The sequence below is a fragment of the Isosphaeraceae bacterium EP7 genome, assembly GCA_038400315.1.
Classification (GTDB): Bacteria; Planctomycetota; Planctomycetia; order Isosphaerales; family Isosphaeraceae; genus EP7.
In genome coordinates this window covers 5,345,671-5,366,887 of the sequence record CP151667.1, presented here as the reverse complement: position 1 = coordinate 5,366,887, position 21,217 = coordinate 5,345,671, and the positions used below count along the sequence as shown (strand labels likewise).

General features: G+C 64.8%; 14 protein-coding genes and 1 pseudogene. 8 read left to right on the top strand and 7 right to left on the bottom strand.

Annotated features, from left to right (window positions below):
- Positions 1 to 90 precede the first annotated feature (90 nt).
- Genes EP7_RS20875 through EP7_RS20865 form a run of 3 tightly spaced genes read right to left on the bottom strand, consistent with a single transcriptional unit; the run spans position 91 to position 3,673 of the window.
- The gene (locus EP7_RS20875) at positions 91 to 1,563 is read right to left on the bottom strand and encodes an alkaline phosphatase family protein (protein ID WP_463524078.1); all 1,473 of its coding nucleotides are present in this window, start codon (positions 1,561 to 1,563) and stop codon (positions 91 to 93) included.
- Positions 1,560 to 3,416 carry an alkaline phosphatase family protein gene (locus EP7_RS20870; RefSeq protein WP_463524077.1) on the bottom strand — a complete coding sequence of 619 codons (1,857 nt, stop codon included), beginning with the start codon at positions 3,414 to 3,416 and terminating at the stop codon, positions 1,560 to 1,562. Before EP7_RS20870 ends, EP7_RS20875 begins: the two co-directional genes overlap by 4 nt.
- The gene (locus tag EP7_RS20865; RefSeq protein WP_463524076.1) at positions 3,416 to 3,673 is read right to left on the bottom strand and encodes a hypothetical protein; all 258 of its coding nucleotides are present in this window, start codon (positions 3,671 to 3,673) and stop codon (positions 3,416 to 3,418) included. The genes EP7_RS20870 and EP7_RS20865 overlap by 1 nt, the downstream gene beginning before the upstream one ends.
- Positions 3,674 to 4,281: 608 nt before the next feature.
- Here EP7_RS20865 and EP7_RS20860 point away from each other — a divergent pair.
- Positions 4,282 to 5,239 (top strand): annotated as a pseudogene (locus EP7_RS20860) (IS110 family RNA-guided transposase).
- Positions 5,240 to 5,368: 129 nt separating this feature from the next.
- Here EP7_RS20860 and EP7_RS20855 read toward each other — a convergent pair.
- Positions 5,369 to 6,379 (bottom strand): zinc-dependent alcohol dehydrogenase family protein, encoded by a 1,011-nt coding sequence (locus EP7_RS20855; protein ID WP_463524075.1) that lies wholly within the window; start codon positions 6,377 to 6,379, stop codon positions 5,369 to 5,371.
- A gap of 391 nt (positions 6,380 to 6,770) precedes the next feature.
- On the opposite strand from EP7_RS20855, the gene EP7_RS20850 reads away from it, so the two are divergent.
- From EP7_RS20850 to EP7_RS20820, 7 genes are all read left to right on the top strand, one after another.
- A complete protein-coding gene (locus tag EP7_RS20850; RefSeq protein ID WP_463524074.1) occupies positions 6,771 to 8,426 on the top strand; it encodes an AMP-binding protein in 1,656 nt (551 codons plus the stop codon).
- Positions 8,427 to 8,554: 128 nt separating this feature from the next.
- Positions 8,555 to 9,838 (top strand): protein kinase domain-containing protein, encoded by a 1,284-nt coding sequence (locus tag EP7_RS20845; protein WP_463524073.1) that lies wholly within the window; start codon positions 8,555 to 8,557, stop codon positions 9,836 to 9,838.
- 87 nt (positions 9,839 to 9,925) lie between these two features.
- The gene (locus tag EP7_RS20840; protein ID WP_463524072.1) at positions 9,926 to 10,798 is read left to right on the top strand and encodes a prephenate dehydrogenase; all 873 of its coding nucleotides are present in this window, start codon (positions 9,926 to 9,928) and stop codon (positions 10,796 to 10,798) included.
- A gap of 65 nt (positions 10,799 to 10,863) precedes the next feature.
- Complete coding sequence (gene purL / locus EP7_RS20835; RefSeq protein ID WP_463524071.1) at positions 10,864 to 13,731, top strand: phosphoribosylformylglycinamidine synthase subunit PurL; 2,868 nt, start codon at positions 10,864 to 10,866, stop codon at positions 13,729 to 13,731.
- A 66-nt stretch (positions 13,732 to 13,797) separates the two neighbouring features.
- The gene (locus EP7_RS20830) at positions 13,798 to 14,634 is read left to right on the top strand and encodes an NYN domain-containing protein (protein ID WP_463524070.1); all 837 of its coding nucleotides are present in this window, start codon (positions 13,798 to 13,800) and stop codon (positions 14,632 to 14,634) included.
- A gap of 71 nt (positions 14,635 to 14,705) precedes the next feature.
- The gene (purQ, locus tag EP7_RS20825; RefSeq protein ID WP_463524069.1) at positions 14,706 to 15,485 is read left to right on the top strand and encodes a phosphoribosylformylglycinamidine synthase I; all 780 of its coding nucleotides are present in this window, start codon (positions 14,706 to 14,708) and stop codon (positions 15,483 to 15,485) included.
- A gap of 109 nt (positions 15,486 to 15,594) precedes the next feature.
- Complete coding sequence (locus EP7_RS20820) at positions 15,595 to 16,896, top strand: glycosyltransferase (protein WP_463524068.1); 1,302 nt, start codon at positions 15,595 to 15,597, stop codon at positions 16,894 to 16,896.
- Here EP7_RS20820 and EP7_RS20815 read toward each other — a convergent pair.
- The 3 genes from EP7_RS20815 to EP7_RS20805 form a co-directional block, all read right to left on the bottom strand.
- A complete protein-coding gene (locus EP7_RS20815) occupies positions 16,838 to 17,539 on the bottom strand; it encodes a zinc metallopeptidase (protein ID WP_463524067.1) in 702 nt (233 codons plus the stop codon). The genes EP7_RS20820 and EP7_RS20815 overlap by 59 nt on opposite strands.
- A 151-nt stretch (positions 17,540 to 17,690) precedes the next feature.
- On the bottom strand, positions 17,691 to 18,998 hold the full coding sequence (locus EP7_RS20810; RefSeq protein ID WP_463524066.1) for a glycosyltransferase family 4 protein: 1,308 nt from the start codon (positions 18,996 to 18,998) through the stop codon (positions 17,691 to 17,693).
- The gene (locus EP7_RS20805) at positions 18,995 to 21,196 is read right to left on the bottom strand and encodes a hypothetical protein (RefSeq protein WP_463524065.1); all 2,202 of its coding nucleotides are present in this window, start codon (positions 21,194 to 21,196) and stop codon (positions 18,995 to 18,997) included. The genes EP7_RS20810 and EP7_RS20805 overlap by 4 nt, the downstream gene beginning before the upstream one ends.
- Positions 21,197 to 21,217: the final 21 nt, after the last annotated feature.

Sequence of the window (21,217 nt, the reverse complement as noted above, 5' to 3'; positions counted from 1 at the left end):
ACGACGCTGGGACGGGAGAAGCTTCCCGGGAGCCAGGCTTCGGCTTAAGCGTAGGCCTCGCACCCTGGAAGAACAGCATCTCTCTCCGGCTCAGATATACCCGAGGCCGCTGAGACGCTCGCGGACGAGGTCCTCGCCGCCGGGCGAGTAGCCCGATGCCGCGCCGACCTCGGCGACGGCGCCGGCGATGTCGCGGAAGGGGGTGGATTGCCTCATATTCTGGGGGACGTCATAGCCGCCCAGTTCAAGCAGTGTCGGGGCGACGTCGAGGAGGTGGGCGCCGCGGATCTCGCCGATCGAGGGAACCCCCGGGCCGGCCAGGATGAACGCGCCGTGCTGGGCGTGATTGCAGTCGTCGGGGCCCGTGTCGTTTTCCTGGACGTGGATCGTCGGATACCCCACGCCGCCGACGGAACGCCACTGGAGCGCGCCGAAGTGAGCAATCAGGTCGGGTGCGACGTTCTTGATCGACTTGTAGATCTCTTCCGGCTTGAAGACGAGCGTGCCGAGCGGTGTGCCATCGGGGCCGGCGGTGGCCAGCAGGCGGTCGCGGACGTCGTCGCGGACACGCTCGTAGTCGCCGGCGGGGATGAGGCCGCGGGGCTCACGTCCCTGGACGTTCAGGAAGACGCGGGCATAGTAGCCCCCCTCGCTCCAGGCGACGGTGTTGTCCCAGTCGACGTCGAGGCCCGAGAACGGCGTGACCTTCTCAGGGTAGCTGTTCAGCTTGAGGAGCCCCTCGCGGACGAGCCACTCGTTGACGCAGAAGCCGCCGTCGAGCCTGGTAGCGCCGTGGTCGGAGACGACCAGGATGACGGTTTCCTCGTCGAGCAGTTCCAGGACGGAGCCGAGCTCTTCGTCGAGGTAACGGTAGTAGTCGCGGATGGCGTGCGTGAACGGACTGTCGGGCTCGTGCAGGACGTGAAGCGGGTCGTGGTAACGCCAGAAGCCGTGGTGGATGCGGTCGAGTCCGATCTCGACGAGCTGGAAGTAGTCCCAGTCGCCACGCTTCAGGTAGTGGCGCACCACCTCGAAGTGGGCCCGGCTCATCGCGTAGATGTCGTCGAGCAGCTTCGCCTTGTTGCCGGTGCGGAAGCCTTTGACGTCGACCGGATAGGAGCCCACCAGGCTCCGAATCTCGTCGCTCGCGGAGGCGGGATAGGTGAACACGTCCTTGGACGAGTCGGGCGTGAGGAAGCAGCCGACGGAGGTACCGTTAACTTTGCGGGGGGGGTAGTTGGGCGGGACGGCGATGACTGTCGACCGATTCCCCTCGCGGGCGACCTGATCCCAGATGGCCAGGTCGGTGATGGAGCGGGAGTCGACGACCTTGAGGCCGTCGTAGGAGTGATCCCGGCGGTTGCGGAACCCGTAAACACCCAGGGTCCCGGGGTCCATGCCGGTCGACATGCACATCCAGGCCGGGACGGTGATGGGGGGCTTGACGCTCTCCATCTTGCCGTGGAGGCCCGCGGCCATCATCCGGCGGAAGTTGACGAGCTGATCGTCGCCGAAGAGGATCTCTGGGGCGGCGCAATCAAGACCGACGACGAGTACCTTCATGGCAGCAGGCTTCTCCCTTCCATGGCCGGCTCTGGGTGTTGCCCCAGGGCCTCGAGGATCGTCGGCGCGAGGTCGAGCAGGCGGGCCGACTCGCTCAAAAACGGGCGGTTCATCAGCAGGCAGCCGGGCACCAGCGCGGGGTCGATGATGTGGTCGCCCCCCCACTTTCGTGTGTTGTCTTCGAACAAGCCGGTCGCCTCGCCTCCACCCCCCAGCGACGAGTCCCACGAGATCCGATAGCGATCGGCCAGGTGGACCATCAGGTCGGGGGCTCCCTCGGCGAGCGGCCCGCGATAGAGTTGCTCGCGCGTTTTGACCTCACGAACGGCTACCGTGCCGGTCTCGGCGTCGACCAGGCCCGAGAGGCCCGCGACGATTTCGGACTTCAGCCGCACGGCGTCCGCGGGCGTCACGGTTCCCTGACCCTCGCGGCCTTGCAGATTCAGGTAGAGTCCCCCCAAACCGAGCGCATAGGCGCGGGTCTTCGACCAATCGACTCGGTCGGGGAAGCTTCCGCCATCGTCTCGATACGCCAGCAGGCCGTTGTCACGCAGCCAGTTATTGATGTGAAATCCGCGCCTGAACGTCGTGAAGCCGTGGTCGCTCAGCGCGATCACCAGCGTTCGGTCATCGGCCGATTCCAGTGCGTGCCCGACGACGCGGTCGGCCCTGCGGTACTGGTCCTCGACGACCCGGCCGAACTCGGCGGGGTAGCCACGCCCCTTGTTCGCGGGGTGGTCGGGCTCGCGGAACCGCCAGAACATATGCTGGACGCGGTCGGGTGTGTCGAACAGGCAGTAGAGGAGGCCCGCCTCGTGCCGGTTCAGCTCGTGGAGCAGCATCGCCTCTCGCTCGTCCCAGGCGTCGGCGCACTGGTCGAGGAACGCATACTCGTCGATCCGGCCGTTGTTAAGGCCGGAGTGGTCCTCGACCATCCCCGTGGTGTAGTAGGGTCCAAGCACGCCGGCCAGCTCGCGGGCGTAGGAGGCCGGTGCGGCGATCGGGAAGAGGGGCTGGTCGGGGTCGAAGTTGATCGGCGATGCATACAGGTTCACGTCGGGCGAAGTGCCGGCGAGGTAGAGCCGGATCATTCCACGGACGGTCTGGAGCAGGCCGGCCTTGAAGTGAACCTTCAGCCAGCCGCTCCACTCACCGAGGGTGAGGACGTTTTCCGAGGGGGAGCCAGCCGAACGGACGACGGCAGTCTGGCCATCGGGAGCCGGCCTGAGTTCCAGCTCGAATCGGAGCGGTGCTTGATCCTTGCCCCCGCGGGGCCCGAGCAGCTCGCCCCGATAGGTCCCGTCGCCCGATTCGATTAGAGGAACGACGACCTCCGATTCTTCGGTCACGGGGTCGCTCGCGCTCGTCATCCAGGTCGGTGTCCCGAGCCCCCCGCGCAGGTCGGGCACGCCCATCCCGGCGAGCATCCGGCCCCGGCCGATGGCCGGCGGATAGGTGCAAGGGCAGCGGAGGATGGTCGAGGGGATGCCCGCCTTGGCCAGGAGGTCCCAGACCGGCGTCCCGCCGCGGAGATTCACCGCCTTGGGTGGGAGCCAGGCGGCGGCCTGCTCGTAGCGGTTCAGGGAGAGGTCGGGGCGGTAGGTCAGGGGGTCGCGGCGGATGAAGTCGAAGATACCGTGGCCGCCGGGGTTCAGGCCCGTGGCGAATGTCGACCAGGCGACAGGCGTCTGCGCCGGGGAGGTGGTGGCGACTCGCGCCAGGCCGCTCCCATGCGAGGCCAGTCGGGCAAGGTTGGGCAACTCGCCGGCATGCAGAAGGGGCGCAGCCACCTTCGGCTCCAGCCCATCCAGGCCGATCACGATCACCCGGTCGACCACGGCTCGGAGGGCCATCAGGAGGTGACCCTAGACTGATTAGCCGACGGGGCGGCCAACGTCGAATCAGCACGATTGCCCGGACGGCGAATTCGATCGCCGGCATTACGGGCGATGGCAACCGGCCGATGAGCCTTAACCTCACGCCTGCTTCTGATCAGGTCGACGAGGAAAAATCGGACCCGCTGGCCGAACATGAGCACGAATCCGAAAATCGCGGCCAGGGCCGATGTCAACGGAAGGGTGGTCTCGGGGCCGAAGTAGGCGAAGATCATGCGAAACACCTCCCTGTGTTGAGATGTCCCGACGCTCACGCTCGTCTCAGGTGCGATCTTGTCAAGCCAGGGCGTAGCAGACGGCGACGGGCGGGGGGATACCGGGCTAATCCTGCCGAAATCCATCTCGACGGACCGGAACAATAAAGACTTGGCAAGTCCTGTCGAGGTCATTTTGACGAGTTTGAAGGCTCGCGGGCTGACTGCATTCCGAATCGATCCCGACGACTGGGTAAGCGATGCAGCCGGGACGATGTGCGCGCCAGTACCTTGAGAATGAAACGCGGAGAAGCGAATATTCGGTCTCAACGACGAGAAATCGGACTTCGTTGCCGGCACTTAGTTCTTTGAGTGCGATTCTCGCTAGTTCGGCGCGATTGAGGAAAAGGGGACTGGCTCCGCAGCGAAGCGCAGGTGCCTTGTATGATTCCACGGAAGGCGACTCGCCGCGATAGTCCGTTTGTGCCTTGGCCATTGTAGGCCGTGGGACAGCTTGGTCGTCGCGGTGTTTCTTCCCGGACTTGAGCCGGAACAGTCGCCCGGATCACACCGGATTCGCAAGGCTGGGCCACGCCGGGATGTCGTCCGCCGGACATCGGGAAATCGCCATGCAACCCACACCCCGCTTCGTCGGCATCGACGTCTCCAAGGCCCACCTCGACGTCGCCTCGCGACCCGACGGGCTCGAGGTGCGTCTGCCCAACAGCCCCGCAGGAATTGCTTCGCTGGTCGGCCAGCTCAGCGCGTCACCACCCGCTCTGGTCTTGCTGGAAGCCACCGGCGGCCTGGAGCGGGCGGCGGCCGTCGCCCTGGCCGAGGCCGGCCTGCCGACCCGGATCGTCGACCCGGCTCGCGTCCGCCACTTCGCCCGCTCCATCGGCCAGCACTCCAAGACCGACGCCCTCGATGCACGCGTCCTGGCCCACTTCGCCGAGGCCGTCCGCCCCGAGGCCCGCGAACTGCCCGACGAGCAAACACGCGACCTGCAGGCCCTGCTGGATCGGCGACGCCAACTGGTGGCCATGCGGGTCTCCGAGCAGAATCGGCTCAAACAGACGTCAACCGTCGCGGTGAAAGCCGACCTGAAAGCCCACATCACCTACCTGTCCGATCAGGTTGAACCGATGGATCGATCGATCGGCGAGCGGATCGAGGCCAAGACGGAGTGGAAGCTCCGCGACGAGGTGCTGCGAAGCGTGCCGGGGATCGGGCCGCAAACCTCGCGAGCGTTGCTGGGCCTGCTGCCCGAGCTGGGCCAACTGACAGGCAAACAGGTCTCGGCGCTGGCGGGCCTGGCCCCCCGCGCCCGCGACAGCGGCTCGGTCAAGGGGGCCCGAACAATCCTTCGGTGGCCGTGCCGAGGTCCGCACGGCGTTGTATATGGCCTCCGTCTCCGCGGCGCGGTACAACCCCGATTTGCAGTCATTCTACAAGCGTCTGAGGGAGGCCGGCAAAGCGCCCAAAGTCGCCCTGACGGCGGTGTCGCGAAAACTCCTGACGATCGCCAACGCGATGATCCGCGACATGAAGCCCTGGACGCCTAAGATGACGTGCGTCAAGGTGTGAAAAACGTCCGTGACGCTTGATGAGAAACACAGTCGCTGTCCCCTTTTCCGGCGTCATCAGCACGGCTGATCGAGGTATCCGTGGGCCCGCAGTCGCCTTGATCGCGGGCCCAGGCGGAGCGGGCTTACTTCAGATCCTGATCACAACCTTGCCGAAGTGCTGGCCAGACTCCATGTATTGGAACGCCTCGGCGGCCTGCTCGAAGTCGAAAACTCGATCGATGATCGGCTTCGCGTCCGTCTCGACGAGGTGGGCGACCATCCATTCGAAATCGACACGAGGGCCAACGTAGATCCCGTCGATCCGTGCGTTGCGGGCCATCAGCGGGAAGAGGCTGGCCGTCGTCGCGCCAAAGCCCGTGAGGACGCCGATCAAGGCGATCTGACCGCCTGCCTTCAGGCTATTGATCGACTTCTCCAGCGTACCGGGGCCGCCGACCTCGATGACGTGGTCGACACCACTCTTCTCCGTGTGCCGCCAGACCTCGGCATCCCAATCGGGGGTGGTCTTGTAGTTGATCGTATGGGATGCGCCCAACGACCGGGCACGTTCCAGCTTCTCGTCGCTGCTGGAAGTGACGATCACACTGGCCCCAAGGGCCGTCGCGAATTGGAGGGCGAACATCGAGACGCCTCCGGTCCCCAGCACCAAGACGGTCGCTCCGGGCTTCAGGCCGCCCCGAGATGTCAGGGCGGTCCAGGCCGTAAGGCCCGCGCACGGGAGACAGGCGGCCTCCTCGAAGGAGAGGGAGTCGGGGATTCTCACGATCCCCTGCTCATTGAGGATGACCTCCTCGGCGAGCATTCCATCGATCGTTCCGCCGAGGTCGGCCTTGTGGTAGGCCATCTGGAATGGGCCGTCGACCCAACCCTGGAAGAAGCAACCAGCGACCTTCTGGCCGACGCCGACACGACTCACCCCCTCACCGATCTCGACGACCTCCCCGGCTCCATCGGACAGAGGGACGATTCCCGCGACTTTTCGTCCGGCCATGTTCCGCAGGGCGATGAGATCCCGGTAATTGAGTGAAGTGGCACGGACTCGGATGCGGACCTCGCCGGCTTTCAGCTCGGGCGAAGGGAAATCGATGATCTTCAGGCCGAATGCCTCGCCTTCGGGGACGAAGAGAACGCGTCGCATGGGGGGACCTCCTGGGAGGAGAGACGAGACGTAGGCCAGAAACCTTCGGGCTCGATGGGAGATCAATTCTATCGAGTCCGTTCCAACGGCAGTTAATCCGGCCCTCGTCAGTGGGGGGAGCGCATCATCGTTCGGGAGGTTAGTCCACGTGAGAGTCGACAACCCTTCGTCGCTTCGGGCGGGTGCCTCGTTGCAAAACCGCCGGGTTTGTTTACCTTGGGAATTGCGATCGCCCGATCCAAGCATTCGGATCTCGGCGGGACGACCGGATGGGCGAAGTCGCCAGTCCCCGTCCCGACGGCGGTCGTGGGCCGTGGTCGTCGGCTCCCCGAACCATCTCGCCGCCCTCGACGGGTGCGGGATGGCCCCCTCCTGCGGAACTGACTCGATGATGACTGCTCCGATCGAGAAGCCCTCGGCCCAGGTCGAGGCTGCGTGCTCCGTCCCGTTGCCGCCGTTACCGCCCGGCTGGACGTCGCTGGCACGCGCCTTCGTGCAGAGCGCCCGGGCACATCGCGGCAAGGTGGCCATGGTCGACAGCACGAAGGCGAGCCTCACCTATGGCGAAGTTCTGGTCCGCTCGCTGGCGCTGGGCCGTTACCTGTCCCGCGAGGTGGGTTCTTCGAAGTACGTCGGCGTGATGGTGCCCCCCTGCGTGCCCGCGGCGGTGGTCAACGTGGCACTGGCGCTCTGGGGCAAGATCGCCGTCAACCTGAACTATGCTTCGGGCCAGCCAGTCCTCGACTCCGCGATCGGGCAGTGCGGCATCACCCACGTCGTGACCTCGCACAAGGTGGTCGATAAGGTTCAGCTGACTCCGCCAGGGACACTGATCTATCTGGAAGACGTGAAGGCGAAGATCACGCTCGCGGACAAGGCCTGGGCGCTGTTCGTTGCGAGACTCGTGCCGACCTCGATGCTCGGCCGCTTCCTCCCGGGCATGAACGACGAACGGCTGAGCAATATCGCGACGGTCATCTTCACGTCGGGCTCGACGGGCGATCCGAAAGGTGTCGTGCTCTCGCAGGAGAACATCCTGTCCAACGTGCATCAGGTCAACTCCCACCTGAATCTGAGCGACGACGAAGTGGTCCTTGGAGTCTTGCCCTTCTTCCACTCGTTCGGTTACACGATCTCGATCTGGACGGTGCTGACGCTGGGCAAGAAGGTGGCGTTTCACAGCAACCCACTGGACGCCAAGATCGTCGGCGAGCTTTGTGAGAAACACAAGGTCACGCTGATGACCGCGACTCCAACCTTCATGCGCACCTACATCCAGCGCTGCAAGGCGAGCCAGTTCAGCACATTGGTCCACCTTCTCCTTGGCGCGGAGAAGCTCAAGCCCGAACTCGCGCGAGAGATCCGCGAGTCAATCAAGATCGAGCCTCTGGAAGGCTACGGCTGCACGGAGACCTCGCCGGTCGCGTCGGTGAACAAGCCCTATCCCGCGGTCAACTGCCACGGCAAAACCTTGGAGGGAAACCGGCCCGGGACGGTGGGCTTGCTGATGCCCGGCACGTCCGTGAAGACGACCAACCCGGAGACCGGGGATGACCTCGCGCCAGGAGTCGAGGGGATGGTCCACATCAAGGGTCCTCAGGTCATGGTCGGTTACCTCAACAAGCCGGCCGAGACGGCGGTTGTCCTGCGCGACGGGTGGTATCGGACCGGAGACCTGGGCTACCAGGACTCCGACGGCTTTCTCCATATCACGGGTCGCCTGAGCCGGTTCTCCAAGATCGGCGGCGAGATGGTGCCTCACGAGAAGGTTGAGTCGGCCCTGATCCAGGCGATTGGTCGGATCGATCAGACCGTGGCAGTGACGTCCATTCCCGATCCGAAGAGGGGAGAACGCCTCGTCGTGCTGTATACCGATTTAGGCGGGACGCCCGAGGAGATTTGCCGAAAAATGTCGGCAACCGATCTGCCCAAACTCTGGCTTCCGTCGGCGTCCGATTTTCGAAAGGTGGACGCAATTCCGGTGCTGGCCTCGGGCAAGATCGACCTTCGAAGAATGAAGGAGCTGGCTTTGCAAGGGGCCGGATAGGCTTGAATCGGTTCACAAGTCGTGCCAAATCGCGTCGGGTATTACCAGGAGAAGGCCCTCGGTGTTAGACTCTCAAGAGTCGTCGAACTCACGAAACTCCGAGACTTCACGACGGCGCGGGGGCGCGGATGCACGTCATCCTCCGAGTCACCTCGGGACCGAGAACCGGCAAAGAGTATCTCTTTGACCGCCATTCCACGTTCGTCGTGGGGCGATCGTCGCACGTCCAGTTCCCACTGCCGGACGACGGCTTCCTGTCGCGCAATCACTTTCTCGTCGAGTTCAATCCCCCGGCCTGCTACCTCAAAGACCTGGGGAGCACCAACGGCACGAAGCTCAACGGCGTTCGCGTGGGCTCGGCCCGACTGAAGAATGGCGACATCATCTCGGCGGGCGGGACCTCCTTCGAAGTCGTCGCTGAAGAGTCGTCGGTCGACGCGATGTCGATCCGCTGTCTCGACTGCGGCCAGAAAGCCCCGTCTGACCTGATGGTGGCCACCACCGCGGTCGACCAGAAAGTCGAATGGTACTGCGACCGTTGTGTCGACCAGCGCAGGCGCTATCCCACGCCGCCCGAGGGCTTCAGGATCGAGCGGCGAATTGGCGGCGGGGGGATGGGTGAAGTCTTCCTAGCCTGGCGCCGGTCTGACCAGCAGCCGTTCGCCATCAAGACGATGATTCCCACCGTGGCCGCCAGCCGGCACGCCAAGGAGCGATTCCGGCGCGAGCAGGAGGTGATGAAGGATCTCCGCCATCCGAACATCGTCGCCTTCATCGACATGGAAGAAATCGACGGCCAATTCCAGATCATCATGGAATACGTCGACGGCAAGAATGCACTTGAGTGGGTCGGGAGCCTATCGAGGCCGATCTCGACGGGAACTGCGGCGCGGGTTGGGCTGCAACTTCTTGCGGCGCTGGACCATGCGCATGCAAAGGGGTACGTTCACCGCGACATCAAGCCGTCGAATTTGCTGGTCGGTGGCGGCGGTGTGCGGCCCAAGGTGAAACTTTCGGATTTCGGACTGGCCAAGAGTTTCCGCGACGATGCGGGCTTCGTCGGCCTGACGCATCAGGGCGACATCGGCGGCTCGGTCGGGTTCATCTCGCCCGACCACATTCGCGACTTCCGCCAGGTGAAGGAGCCGGCCGACATCTATAGCGCGGCCACCACGCTCTATTACATGATGTCCGGGCACTATCCGTACCTGAATTTCGATCCGAGCCGCGCAGACGCCTACAATATGATCCTGGAGTATCCGACGGTGCCGATCCGGGCACATCGGCCCGACGTGCCCGAGGGGTTCGATCGCGTTTTGCGGAAGGCAATGGAGAAGCAGCCTCGCGACCGCTGGAAGTCGGCGGCGGCCATGTACGAGGCTCTTCGCCCGTTCGTCGACGAGCCCGGATGAGCTTGACCCTCGTCGCGAAGCTTGCGGTGTGTTAGGCTATTTGCTGCGCGTTCGGTCGATCCGATCGTGGGTAGGGAGGCGTGTCTGTTGGAGCGACCCGGGACGGTGGCGATCGTGGGCGTCGGCCTGATTGGCGGGTCGATCGGCCTGGCACTGCGCAAACGGTCGCTGGCCAGGCATGTCGTCGGCATTGGCCGCGACTCCCGTTCGCTGGACCTCGCCATTTCGCTGGGGGCCCTCGATGAGGGGACGACTGACCTGGCCGCCGGGGTTGCTGGCGCCGAGATCGTCGTTGTCTGCACGCCCGTCACGAGGATCGCCGAGGACATCATCGCCGCAGCGAAAGCCGCGCCTCGTGACGTCCTGTTGACCGACGCCGGGAGCACAAAGCGAGGGCTGGTCGGACGCATCGAGCGTGAACCGGCGGCCCGCGACGCGTTCGTCGGCGCCCACCCGATTGCCGGGTCCGAGCGGAAGGGAGTCGCCCACGCGATGCCCGACCTTTTTGAAGGTCGGCTCTGTGTCCTGACACCAACCGTATCGACCCCTGACGACCGGGTCGCCCGTGCCAAGGCGTTCTGGTCATCCCTGGGCTGTCGGGTGGAATGCACCAGCCCCGAGGAGCACGACCGGATCCTCTCCCTGACGAGCCACCTTCCGCACGTCGTTGCCTCGGCCCTCGCGGCCGCGATCCCCGCGGGCTGCCTGCCGATGGCCGCCGGTGCCTACCGGGATGGCACGCGAGTGGCGGCCTCCGACGGCTCGCTCTGGGCGGGTATTTTCCGCGAAAATCGCGAGCATCTACTTGCCGCGCTCGACGGCTTCGAAGAACGGATCGAGGCTTTTCGTCGTGCGCTCGAATCCTCCGAGCCGGGAAGATTAGAACGTTGTTGGGAAGAAGGGCGATCGTCACGCGTTCAGTACCGTGAGGCAGACGGACAGGCCCTGCTCGACTCGTGATGCGGGGCATTTGCCGGAAGATCGTCGCTTAAAATCGTCCTTTGGATCGGAAAGTGGACAGAAGCATGCTTTGGCATCTGCGGATCTTGCCCGCCCCCGGGCTCGCCGACCATCAAGGTGAACGCCTCGCCGCCGTGGCCGAAGAACTCGGCCTGGCAGGGCCTTGGTCCATCGGCTCATCTCGCGGATTCCTGCTGGAAGGCGAGATCGACCGCGCGGGAGTCGAGAAGGCGGCCCGGTCGATCCTTGTCGATCCGGTGGCCGAAATCTCGCAGATTCACGCGTCCGGAGATCCGGCCGATGCCTCGGAAGGCAAGGCCACGCTGGTGCACGTTTTCCGCCATACGGGCGTGACCGATCCCGAGGCCGAGAGCGGGCGCGCGATCTTGCGCGAGCTGGGCTATGCCGTCGAAAACGTCCGGACGATCCGGACATATCATGTCGAAGGGCCCGACGGCAAGATCGGCGAACTCATCCGCAAGGTCCTGGCCAACGACGCCGTCGAGCAGTCGGTGATCGGGGCCCTGTCGCTGACCAAGCTCGGCGGCGGACAATCCTATGATTTCCGGCGCGTCGAGGTGCCGATCCGTGGCATGGACGACCTCGCCCTGGCGAAGCTGAGTAAGGAAGGCCAGCTCTATCTCAGTCCGGCCGAGATGCGGCAGATACGCGACCACTTCGAGAGTCAGGGGCGCAACCCCACCGATTGCGAGCTGGAGACCCTGGCCCAGACCTGGAGCGAGCACTGCTCGCACAAGACGCTGCGGGGGGACATCGACTTCGAAGGCGTCTCGATCAAGAACCTGCTCAAGCAGACGATCTTCGCAGCCACCCAGAAGCTAAACCTCGACTGGCTCGTCAGCGTTTTCGCCGACAACGCCGGGGTCGTCCGGTTCGATGACGAGGTGGACGTCTGCTTCAAGGTCGAGACGCATAATCACCCCTCGGCGATCGACCCGTTCGGAGGGGCCAATACCGGGCTCGGCGGCGTGATCCGCGACCCGATGGGGACCGGGCTGGGTGCCAAGCCGATCTGCAACACCGACGTCTTCTGCGTCGCGCCCCCGGATTTCCCCCCCGATATGCTGCCTCAGGGCGTGCTGCACCCCAAGCGGGTCCTGACCGGGGTCGTCGCCGGGGTGCGCGATTACGGCAACAGGATGGGCATTCCGACGGTCAACGGCGCGTTGGTGGTCAACCCGGGCTATCTGGCCAACCCGCTCGTCTTCTGCGGAACCGTCGGAGTGATCCCGCGCGGGATGTCCGAGAAGCACGTCGAGCACGGCGACCGGATCGTAGCCGTCGGCGGCCGGACCGGGCGCGATGGCATTCATGGCGCCACGTTCAGCTCTGCCGAGCTGACCGCGGATTCGGAGTCGATCTCCGGCGGTGCGGTCCAGATCGGCGACGCGATCACCGAGAAGATGGTGCTCGATGTCATCATGCAGGCACGCGAACGTGGCCTCTTCCGGTCGATTACCGACTGCGGTGCGGGCGGCTTCAGCTCGGCCGTAGGCGAGATGGGCGCCGAGATGGGGGCGGCCGTCGACCTCGACCGGGCTCCGCTCAAATACGCGGGCCTCTCCTACACCGAGATCTGGATCAGCGAGGCCCAGGAACGGATGGTCATGGCCGTCCCGCCCGAGAACCTCGGCGCCCTGCTCGACCTCTGCGCCGCTGAAGGGGTCGAGGCGACCGACCTGGGGGTCTTCGAAGCCACGGGCCGGCTCACCCTGCGGTACAACGGTGAAGTCGTCGGCGACCTGTCTATGGAATTCCTCCACGAGGGTCGCCCCAAAGTCATCCGTGCTGCCACGTTCACCCCGCCTCCGTACGTCGAGCTGGACCTGCCGGATCGAACGGAATTCAACACGGACCTCCTGAAGCTCCTCGGACATTGGGACGTTTGCAGTAAGGAATGGATCGTCCGCCAGTACGACCACGAGGTGCAGGCACGGACGGTCATCAAGCCGCTGGTCGGCGTCAAGGACGACGGCCCCGGAGATGCGTCGGTGGTCCTGCCGGTTCACGGTTCGTACCGAGGGCTAGCGATCTCCTGCGGGATCAATCCACGCTACGGACGTCTGAACCCTTATGCGATGGCCACTTTGGTGGTTGACGAGGCGATCCGTAACTGCGTGGCAGTGGGTGCCGATCCCTCGAGGATCGCGCTGCTGGATAATTTCTGCTGGGGCAACACCGAGCGTCCCGAGACGCTCGGCTCCCTGGTCCTGGCCGCCCAGGGATGCCATGACCTGGCCCTGGCTTACGGCACTCCGTTCGTCTCTGGCAAGGACAGCCTTTACAATGAATACACTCACGAGGGGAAGAGCCTGGCGATTCCGCCCACGCTGCTCATCAGCGCGATGGGGCAGGTGCCGGACGTCCGCCACTGCGTGACGATGGACCTGAAGGAGCCGGGTAACGTCCTCTTCATCGCCGGCCACACGCGGAACGAGCTGGGCGGGTCGCTCTGGTCCGAGGTCGCTATCCTGGAAGGTGGTCGCGTCCCCGAGGTCGCCCCCGAGCTGGGCCTTTCCCTGTTCCGCGCGGTCCACGCGGCGATTGGACGAGGTCTCATTCGCAGCTGTCACGACCTGAGCGAGGGGGGGCTGGCGGTCACCCTGGCCGAGATGGCCATCGCGGGCGGGCTTGGGGCCGAAGTCTCCGTGCGCGACATCCCGTGCGATGATGATGCGGCCGAGGATGCCATCCTCCTCTTCTCCGAGAGTCCGTCGAGGTTCGTGCTCGAGGTTGCCCCCGAGAATGTCAGCGCGGTCGTCGAGCTCTTCGAAGGGCTGCCGCTCGGTCGACTTGGCGATGTGGTTAAGTCCGAGTTTCCCCTCCGTGTGCTGGGTCTCGACGGTCAGGCGGCCGTTGAACTCGAAGTCTCCGCGATGAAGTCCGCCTGGCAGGCCCCATTGCGTTGGTGAAGACGCCCCGGCGTCCGACCCGTTCAACCTTGGATTTCTCGGTATGGTCTTGTTGAGGAAGGTCCGATGCTCCGATTCATCACATTCGTCGACGGCTCGAATCTGGATGGCGTGCTGAAGCATCTGAATTTGCGAGTGGACGACTACGGCTCGTTCTACCGGCATATCTTCGAACAAAGCGTGCATTACTGGGGCAGGACGTTCGCGGAAGGCTCCCCCTGGCCCTCGGCGCAGCATTCCAGGATCTACTGGTATGTCGTCGGCAAGATGGATGAGTGGGACCTGAATGATCCCAAGGCCGAGTCCCGGCTCCGTTCCCGGTTCGAGCTGAACCCGAGGCTACGCGACTCCTACATCGAGGACTTGGCCCGGCGCATGCCAGACATGTCGCCAGACCATCGCAGCGAGGAGGCCTGGAGCATCTGCTTCGCCGAGACTCGCGACTGGTACGAGAACAAGCGACGGGCCCTCGAGCGAAAGAAGCGGTTCTACCACGGCGTGCAGTCGGCAACCGACTTCGTCGAGATCCGCCAGGAAGGGCACTGGAAGGTCGACCTGCTGCACCACACCCTGAACGAGAAGGGCCTGGATACCAGCCTGGCCGTCGACATGGTGGCGTTGCAGGATACTTATGACATCGCGCTGCTGATCTCGGGCGATGCCGATGGCATCCCCGGTATCAACTACGTCAAGAGCCGGTCGAAGCACGTCGGCGTGGTCGAATTCCGTCGCGGGTCGGCGGCAGACTTCCCGACCAAGGGCGCCTCGTCCCGCCTGAAAATCGCGGCCGATTTCGTGGTGCAGATCTACGAGGCCGACCTGATCCGTCGGAATCTCGGCTATCGGGCCGAGCCCGACTACCAGTCGACCGGCTATTCCAACCCGGGCGACGGCGGATACTGAGTCCAGAGGAATCAGGCCGGGGTCGACCCGAATTCCATTCGACTCCGGCCCGAGAGGGAGATGCCCGACCGATGCCGACGCCCCGAGTTCTCGTCCTGCGCGCCCCCGGGATCAACTGCGACGAAGAGACCGCCCTGGCCTGGACGAAGGCGGGGGCCGAGGTCGAGACCTGCCACATCAACCGCCTGGTCGAGGATTCTGCCGGCCTCGACGCCTTCCAGATTCTGACCATCCCCGGTGGCTTCTCCTACGGCGACGACCTGGGCGCGGGGCGGATCCTGGCCACGCGTCTCCAGGCCGGATTAGGCGAAGCCTTGCGCCGATTTCGCGATCGCGGCGGCCTGATCCTGGGGATCTGCAACGGATTCCAGGTGCTCGTACGTGCTGGCCTACTGCCAGGAGGCGAAGGCGAAGCCTCTTCTGCCACGCTGACACACAATGACTCGGGCCGCTTCGAGTCGCGATGGGTCCGCCTCCGACCCAAGGGAGGCGTCACACCGTTCCTCGCCGATGACGAGCCGATCGAACTGCCGGTGGCGCACGGCGAGGGCAAGTTCCTCGCGGCCGGCGATGGACTCACTTCGTTATTCGGATCCGGCCAGGTCGTGCTGCGCTACGTCGACGAGTCGGGCGAGCCGACCGAAGGGCATCCGGCCAATCCGAACGGATCGCCAGGAGCCGTCGCGGGCGTCTGCGACCCGACCGGGCGAATCTTCGGCCTGATGCCGCACCCCGAGCGACATATCGACCCGCTGCATCACCCCCGCTGGACTCGTCGGATCAACCCGACACTCGAGGGGGATGGCTTGCGCATCTTCCGCAACGCCGTGAATGCCTGTCGCGGCGCCTGATGGACGAGCCGGCCCGGCTTGATTGATCTCCGGGTCTGGAGTACATTCCCGCGCATCCGAGGGGAGCCGGCAAGGACTCGCCGCCCCCTTGACCACGATTGGAGCGGGCATGGACGCCAGCACCCGAAGGGCGGGATCTCCCCGCACGCGCCGCCCGTCCGCGCACAGCCCGACCGCTTTCGAAGGTCTGCGGATCGCCCTGGTCCACGACTGGCTGACCGGGATGCGCGGAGGCGAGAAGTGCCTCGAAGTCCTCTGTCGCGCGTTTCCCGACGCCACGTTGCATACCTTGATTCATCGCGAAGGCCGGCTCAGCCCGGCCATCGAGGCGATGTCGATCAGGACATCGCCCCTGCAACGCCTGCCGGGGATCTTCCGGCACTATCGCAAGCTCCTACCGATCATGCCCCTGGCAGCTGGCCGCCTGAATGTGGGCGATGTCGACCTCGTCGTCAGCCTGAGCCATTGCGTGGCTAAATCGGTCAGCGTGCCGGCCGGCGTGCCTCACGTCTGCTACTGCTTCACCCCGATGCGCTACGTCTGGGATGGACGCGAAGCTTATCTGGCCTCCTATGAGGGTAAGCCGCTACGCAAAGCACTGGCGGGCTTTCTGCTCGACCGTTTGCGTCGGTGGGACCGAGGCTCAGCGGCCCGGGTGACCCACTTCGTCTCGATCTCCGAGACGATCCGCGACCGGATCGCGCGATGCTACGATCGCGAAAGTCGCGTCATCCAGCCCCCCGTCGACACCGACTTCTACCGCCCGTCGGCCGAGCCCGTCCAGCGGTCGCAAGGCTATCTCTGTGTCTCCGCGCTGGTGCCTTACAAGCGAATCGATCAGGCGATCGAAGCCTGCATCAAGACGGGACGAGCCCTGACGATCATCGGAGAAGGTCCCGAGCGGGCACGCCTGGAGCGGATCGCCGGGCCCAATGTCCGGTTCCTGGGGTGGCAACCCGACGAGGTGATCCGCGAGCAATATCAGACTTGCCGGGCACTGATCTTCCCCGGTGAGGAAGACTTCGGCATCGTGCCCATGGAAGCTCTGGCCTGCGGTTGTCCGGTCATCGCACTTGGGCGAGGCGGCGTCGCCGAGACGGTGAACGACCGCGTGGGCCGGGTCTATCCCGAACCCACGACGGGGTCACTTCAGGCAGCACTGGACACATGGGAAGCCGACGGAATGCCGCACGACGCCGGAGAGGCGCGACGTCGAGCCGACGGATTCAGCCTCTCCCAGTTCCGAAATCGGTTGCTTGACCTCCTCGCCGAGGTCGCCTCCCAGCGTCGGCAACCCTCGGCCGTTCCGACGCCGCATCACATCGCTTCCAGGCCGCATGCTGCCGCGGAAGTCAGTCGTCGCTCCGGCCGCCGAGCAGGCCGAGGCGATACAGGTAGTACAGGAGGGTGAGCACGCTGGACAACGTGGCGGCCACATAGGTCCAGGCTGCCGCGTTGAGGACGTCCCCGACGACCTTGTCTTCCTCGGGACGGATCAGGCCGGTCACGGCGAGATTAGCCCTGGCCCGGCGGCTGGCGTCGAACTCGACCGGAAGATTGACGAGCTGGAAGACGACCGTCGTACTGAACAGGATGACGCCGGCGAGAATCAACGGGGTCATCGACAGCATGAAGCCGGCGATCATCGTGATCCAGGCGGCGCTCGATCCGAAGCTGGCGATCGGGACCATCAGGCCGCGGACGACCATCAACGGATAACGATGCGCGTCCTGGATGGCGTGCCCCGCTTCATGGGCCGCCACGCCGAGGGCGGAGAGCGAGGTGCCGTAGAAATTATCCTGCGAGAGCCTGAGTACCTTGTTCGAAGGGTCGTAATGGTCCGTCAAGTGCCCGGCCACGGGCTCGATGGGGACGTCGTAGATTCCGTCACCTTCCATGATCCGTCGCGCGGCCTCCGCCCCGGTAATCCCCGAGGAAGAATTGACCTGTGAGCCCCTGGCATAGGCGGATGAGACCCGTGCCTGCGCCCACATGGCGAGCAACATGGCCGGCGCGACGAAGACGAGGTACATATAGTCGAAGTGGAAGAACATGATGCACTCCTGGGGCGGGCCGAGTGCGGAAGCAAGTCGACTCAATGCCCCACTCTAGAATACGCCATCGCGGGCCGAGGGGTTCGGTCGGTGCTGACTCACGCCTTGAAGCACTGATTCTACCCGATCGGCCCTGCAAAGAACCGGCATTCTACGACCCGAGCACGCTGCCAGACGGATTCGTGGCGAGGGGGCTTCCCGAGGCGATTCGGGACGATCTCGTTCGGCGATCGACCGAGGTCAGCGTTTCGATCCGGCCGGTGAGCGTCCGATAGCGGTCATCCCAAGTGTAGCCCGTCTCGACCTGCTGCTTCCCGGTCGCTCCCAGAGTTTGCCCGAGCGAGGGGCTTGCGACCAGACGGCCGATTGCGGCGGCAAGGTCGCCGGGCTGGCCGAACGGGACGAGCAGCCCGTTGACCCCATCCTGAACCACCTCGGCGACCCCACCCGCGCGTGCGGCGACGACGGGTTTGCCGTTGGCCCAGGCCTCCAGGAAAACGATGCCGAAGGAGTCGGTCCGGGACGGCATGGCGAAAATGTCGATCGCGTCGAAGAACCCGCGACACTCCTCCGTCGTGATCGGTCCGATGTGGTGCAGCCAGGGGGAGTGTTCAAGGGTGCCCAGGAACTCGGCGAACCTGGGTGTCGCCCGCCCGGCGAGGGCGAGCTGAACGGGCGTTCCAACCCGAGATGCGTTGATCCGAGAAAGGGCGTTCACCAAGTCGACGGTCCCCTTGTCGAGGTCAAGCGCGCCGAGTTGGCCGACGAGGGGCGTGGATGCGTCGAGGCCGAGTCTGGCTCGAAAATCCAAACCATCCCCTCCGGTAACATCCGCGTGCTCGATGGCCATCGGCAGAGTGAGAAGTCGAGACCGATTGATGCCCCACGAGACAATGGTGTCGGCCTCCAGCCGCGTGGCGGCAACCACGAGGTCCGCCTGGGAGAGAAGCCAGCGTTGATGCGATCGTGTGTAGGCCCGATGGACCGGGTCGCCGGGGGTCGCGAGGTGGAGGAACGGGGTGACCACGAGCGGGGCACCGGCGGCCCTTGCCGTACGGAGCGCCGCGTAAGTGAAATTTGTGTAAGGGAACGCAATCGAGCAGACCAGGTCGTATTCGCCTCTTACGCGATTAATCCCGGGCAGGATCGGGAAGAACGAGGCGAATTGACTGCGGATCGACGGAAGTGGTGCGTAGCCTAGCAGCTTTCCCGCGTAGCGCTGTCCAGGGACGTGACGAGGCCGGAACCTGGTGATCCGCGCCCCGTCGATGTTTGTTCGAGAATCGGCTTCGATTGCTCGGCCTGCGGGGCTCGTGAAGCGTGCGAGGTCGTCGGCATCAGTCGTGAAGACATCGACCTCATGCCCTTCGCCCACCATCCGGCGCACCATCGCGCGGGCGTAATTCTCGGATCCGCCGATAACCGGTGCATATCGGTGCGTGAACCAGGCGACTCTCATCGCGTCGCCTCCCGGTCGGGCGATCGCCCCGGGCTGGCCAGTTGAGCGGGCTTCAAGCCGTTGGAGACAGTGAGTCCGCGAACCTTGAGGACGGGAAAATCATCGGCTCGTCGAGACCTCGAGCTCCCATCGGCGACGGACAGGGTCAGATGATGCAGGCCCGGTCGAATCTTAAGATCGGCCGTGGTGAACAGCACCTCTCGGGTCGAGCTGGCTGTCCACTCGGCCAGCGTCCGATCGTCTTCCGACAATCGGACCGGGCGATCCTCACCGTCGACCCTCATGGACGACTGAAGCGCAATCGGGCCCGAATCCGGCGGGACGAACAGGGCCAGCTTCGAGGTTCGGCCGGCCACCCACTCGCCGTCCTGCCTGGTGTCGGGGCGAATCTTCCAGCCGTCGAGCCGGAGCAGCATCGGCCGGATTGGCGACGCGAGCTTCTCGCGCGACCAGATGGTGACGGCGGAGTCCCGGTGAATCTCGGCACTCGCGAGGGCCCGTTCCAGAGGTCCGAATTCCATGGGTATTGCAAGCTCGAATGGCTCGGCGCGATGCAGCACGACGTGATCGAAGCTATGGATCGTGAGATAGAGCCAGACCTCGTCGCGCAGGTCGGCCGAGCTTTCCGGATGTTCGGCCCCGGCCCGATTGCGTTCCGACCAGAATGGCGAGGGGTGAATGATGGCGGCGTCGAACGCACGATTGGGGTGGGCGCTGTAACCGGCCGTGGAGCAGATGCCGTGCTTCGACTGCCAGTAGCCCCAGAGCGAGGATTGCGGCAGGCCCTCGGAAGAATCGAACAAGGGGGCGTCGATCAAGGAGCGGCTGCCCTCTCGTCCGGCCAGAGTGCGGTAGTAGTCGGGGACGTCCGGGATGGCAGCGGTCGGAAAAAAGACCATGCTGAGATCGACCACGATGAGGACTGCGAGGACCAAGGTGGCGGCAAGTCGCCGACGAAGGTCCAGGTGTTCCAGCAGCATTCTGGCACCGATGGCCACGGGCGCGGCGGCGGCGACGGCCACAAGAAGGTTGAAACGGGCCGGCACGCGGAGCAATCGCATCGGTGGCAGCAACGTCCACAACCAACCGGCGGGCAGCGGGACGTTCAGCCCGAACACGTCGAGCCGTGAGCCCAGGGAAAGGACGAACATAAGCCCCAGGACCGACCACCAGAAACCGGCATTCGGCAAGCGCGAGCGGCCCGAACTTCGGGCTGCGACCAGCAGGAGTCCGATTGAAACCAGGCCTAGATAGGAACCGCACTCGTAGACCCGATCGTCGAAGAAGGTCCCGCCCAGATTCAAGAGGATCTTCCCCAGGCCATGCTCGGGAGTGGGGACGGCATAGCTCCAGGCCGCGGCGCCGAAGCGGTCGAAGGCGGTGCGAGGGCGTTGCATCGAATAGCCGGCCGAGACCGCCCACACCTGGCCAGCGAAGGCTAATGCAAGCGGCCCAACGAGGAGGGCGGAAAGCGCCAGCGACCAGCGGAGTCGCAACCTGAGCCAGCCCAGTCTCTGTGACCTAACCTGCTGCCAGGTGGCCCACGCGAGATACCAGGTGGCGGGTATGAGGCCGAGGACCGCGAGATAGGGACAGCTGAAGACCATCGCCAGATAGAAAACGCCGGCGACCAGCATCCTCCCGACCTTAGGTCTCTCGATGAAGTCGATCCAGGCCATCAGGAAGAGCGAGACCGCGCCCATCTGAATCAACTCGACGTGACCGTGCGCGTGCAGCATCATCGGGCCGCTGAGCATCGTCGCCAGGCCGGCGAGCCAGGCGGCGCAGCGGCTCCGACTCACCCGAAATCCGAGCAGGAACGCGCCGATGCCCGTCGAGAGAAAGCCGAAGGTCCAGAGGATGTTGAATCTGAGGATGTCGTTGTCGGTGAAGGCCGAAAGGGCCATGAAACCGACGGTCTGAAGGTGCATCGTCGGGTTGAAGCCCAGCGGCAGGCCGGTCGGGTAGTTCAGGCCGTCGGAGAAGTAAGGAGAGCGATCGCCCCCCATGCCGGCCTGGGTGTTTCGCATCGTCCAGAGATGCACGAGGGGATCGGTGGGATGTCCCGGGATGCGGGTCGTCGGGCTGAGAAGCGCGGGATATGTGGCCGCGATGAGCGCGACAAAATATCCCGCCAGCGCCATCAACAAGCTTCGCGTGCCGGGCCATCTCGGTGTGGGCTGCGTCGAATCGTGCACGCCGACCCTCCGGAGCGTTGT

What these genes read in the sequence shown, in the direction of transcription:
- EP7_RS20875 (WP_463524078.1), bottom strand. Translation starts at nt 1,563, where the DNA reads ATGAAGGTACTCGTCGTCGGTCTTGATTGCGCCGCCCCAGAGATCCTC.
- EP7_RS20870 (WP_463524077.1), bottom strand. Translation starts at nt 3,416, where the DNA reads ATGGCCCTCCGAGCCGTGGTCGACCGGGTGATCGTGATCGGCCTGGAT.
- EP7_RS20865 (WP_463524076.1), bottom strand. Translation starts at nt 3,673, where the DNA reads ATGATCTTCGCCTACTTCGGCCCCGAGACCACCCTTCCGTTGACATCG.
- EP7_RS20855 (WP_463524075.1), bottom strand. Translation starts at nt 6,379, where the DNA reads ATGCGACGCGTTCTCTTCGTCCCCGAAGGCGAGGCATTCGGCCTGAAG.
- EP7_RS20850 (WP_463524074.1), top strand. Translation starts at nt 6,771, where the DNA reads ATGACTGCTCCGATCGAGAAGCCCTCGGCCCAGGTCGAGGCTGCGTGC.
- EP7_RS20845 (WP_463524073.1), top strand. Translation starts at nt 8,555, where the DNA reads ATGCACGTCATCCTCCGAGTCACCTCGGGACCGAGAACCGGCAAAGAG.
- purL (WP_463524071.1), top strand. Translation starts at nt 10,864, where the DNA reads ATGCTTTGGCATCTGCGGATCTTGCCCGCCCCCGGGCTCGCCGACCAT.
- EP7_RS20830 (WP_463524070.1), top strand. Translation starts at nt 13,798, where the DNA reads ATGCTCCGATTCATCACATTCGTCGACGGCTCGAATCTGGATGGCGTG.
- purQ (WP_463524069.1), top strand. Translation starts at nt 14,706, where the DNA reads ATGCCGACGCCCCGAGTTCTCGTCCTGCGCGCCCCCGGGATCAACTGC.
- EP7_RS20820 (WP_463524068.1), top strand. Translation starts at nt 15,595, where the DNA reads ATGGACGCCAGCACCCGAAGGGCGGGATCTCCCCGCACGCGCCGCCCG.
- EP7_RS20815 (WP_463524067.1), bottom strand. Translation starts at nt 17,539, where the DNA reads ATGTTCTTCCACTTCGACTATATGTACCTCGTCTTCGTCGCGCCGGCC.
- EP7_RS20810 (WP_463524066.1), bottom strand. Translation starts at nt 18,998, where the DNA reads ATGAGAGTCGCCTGGTTCACGCACCGATATGCACCGGTTATCGGCGGA.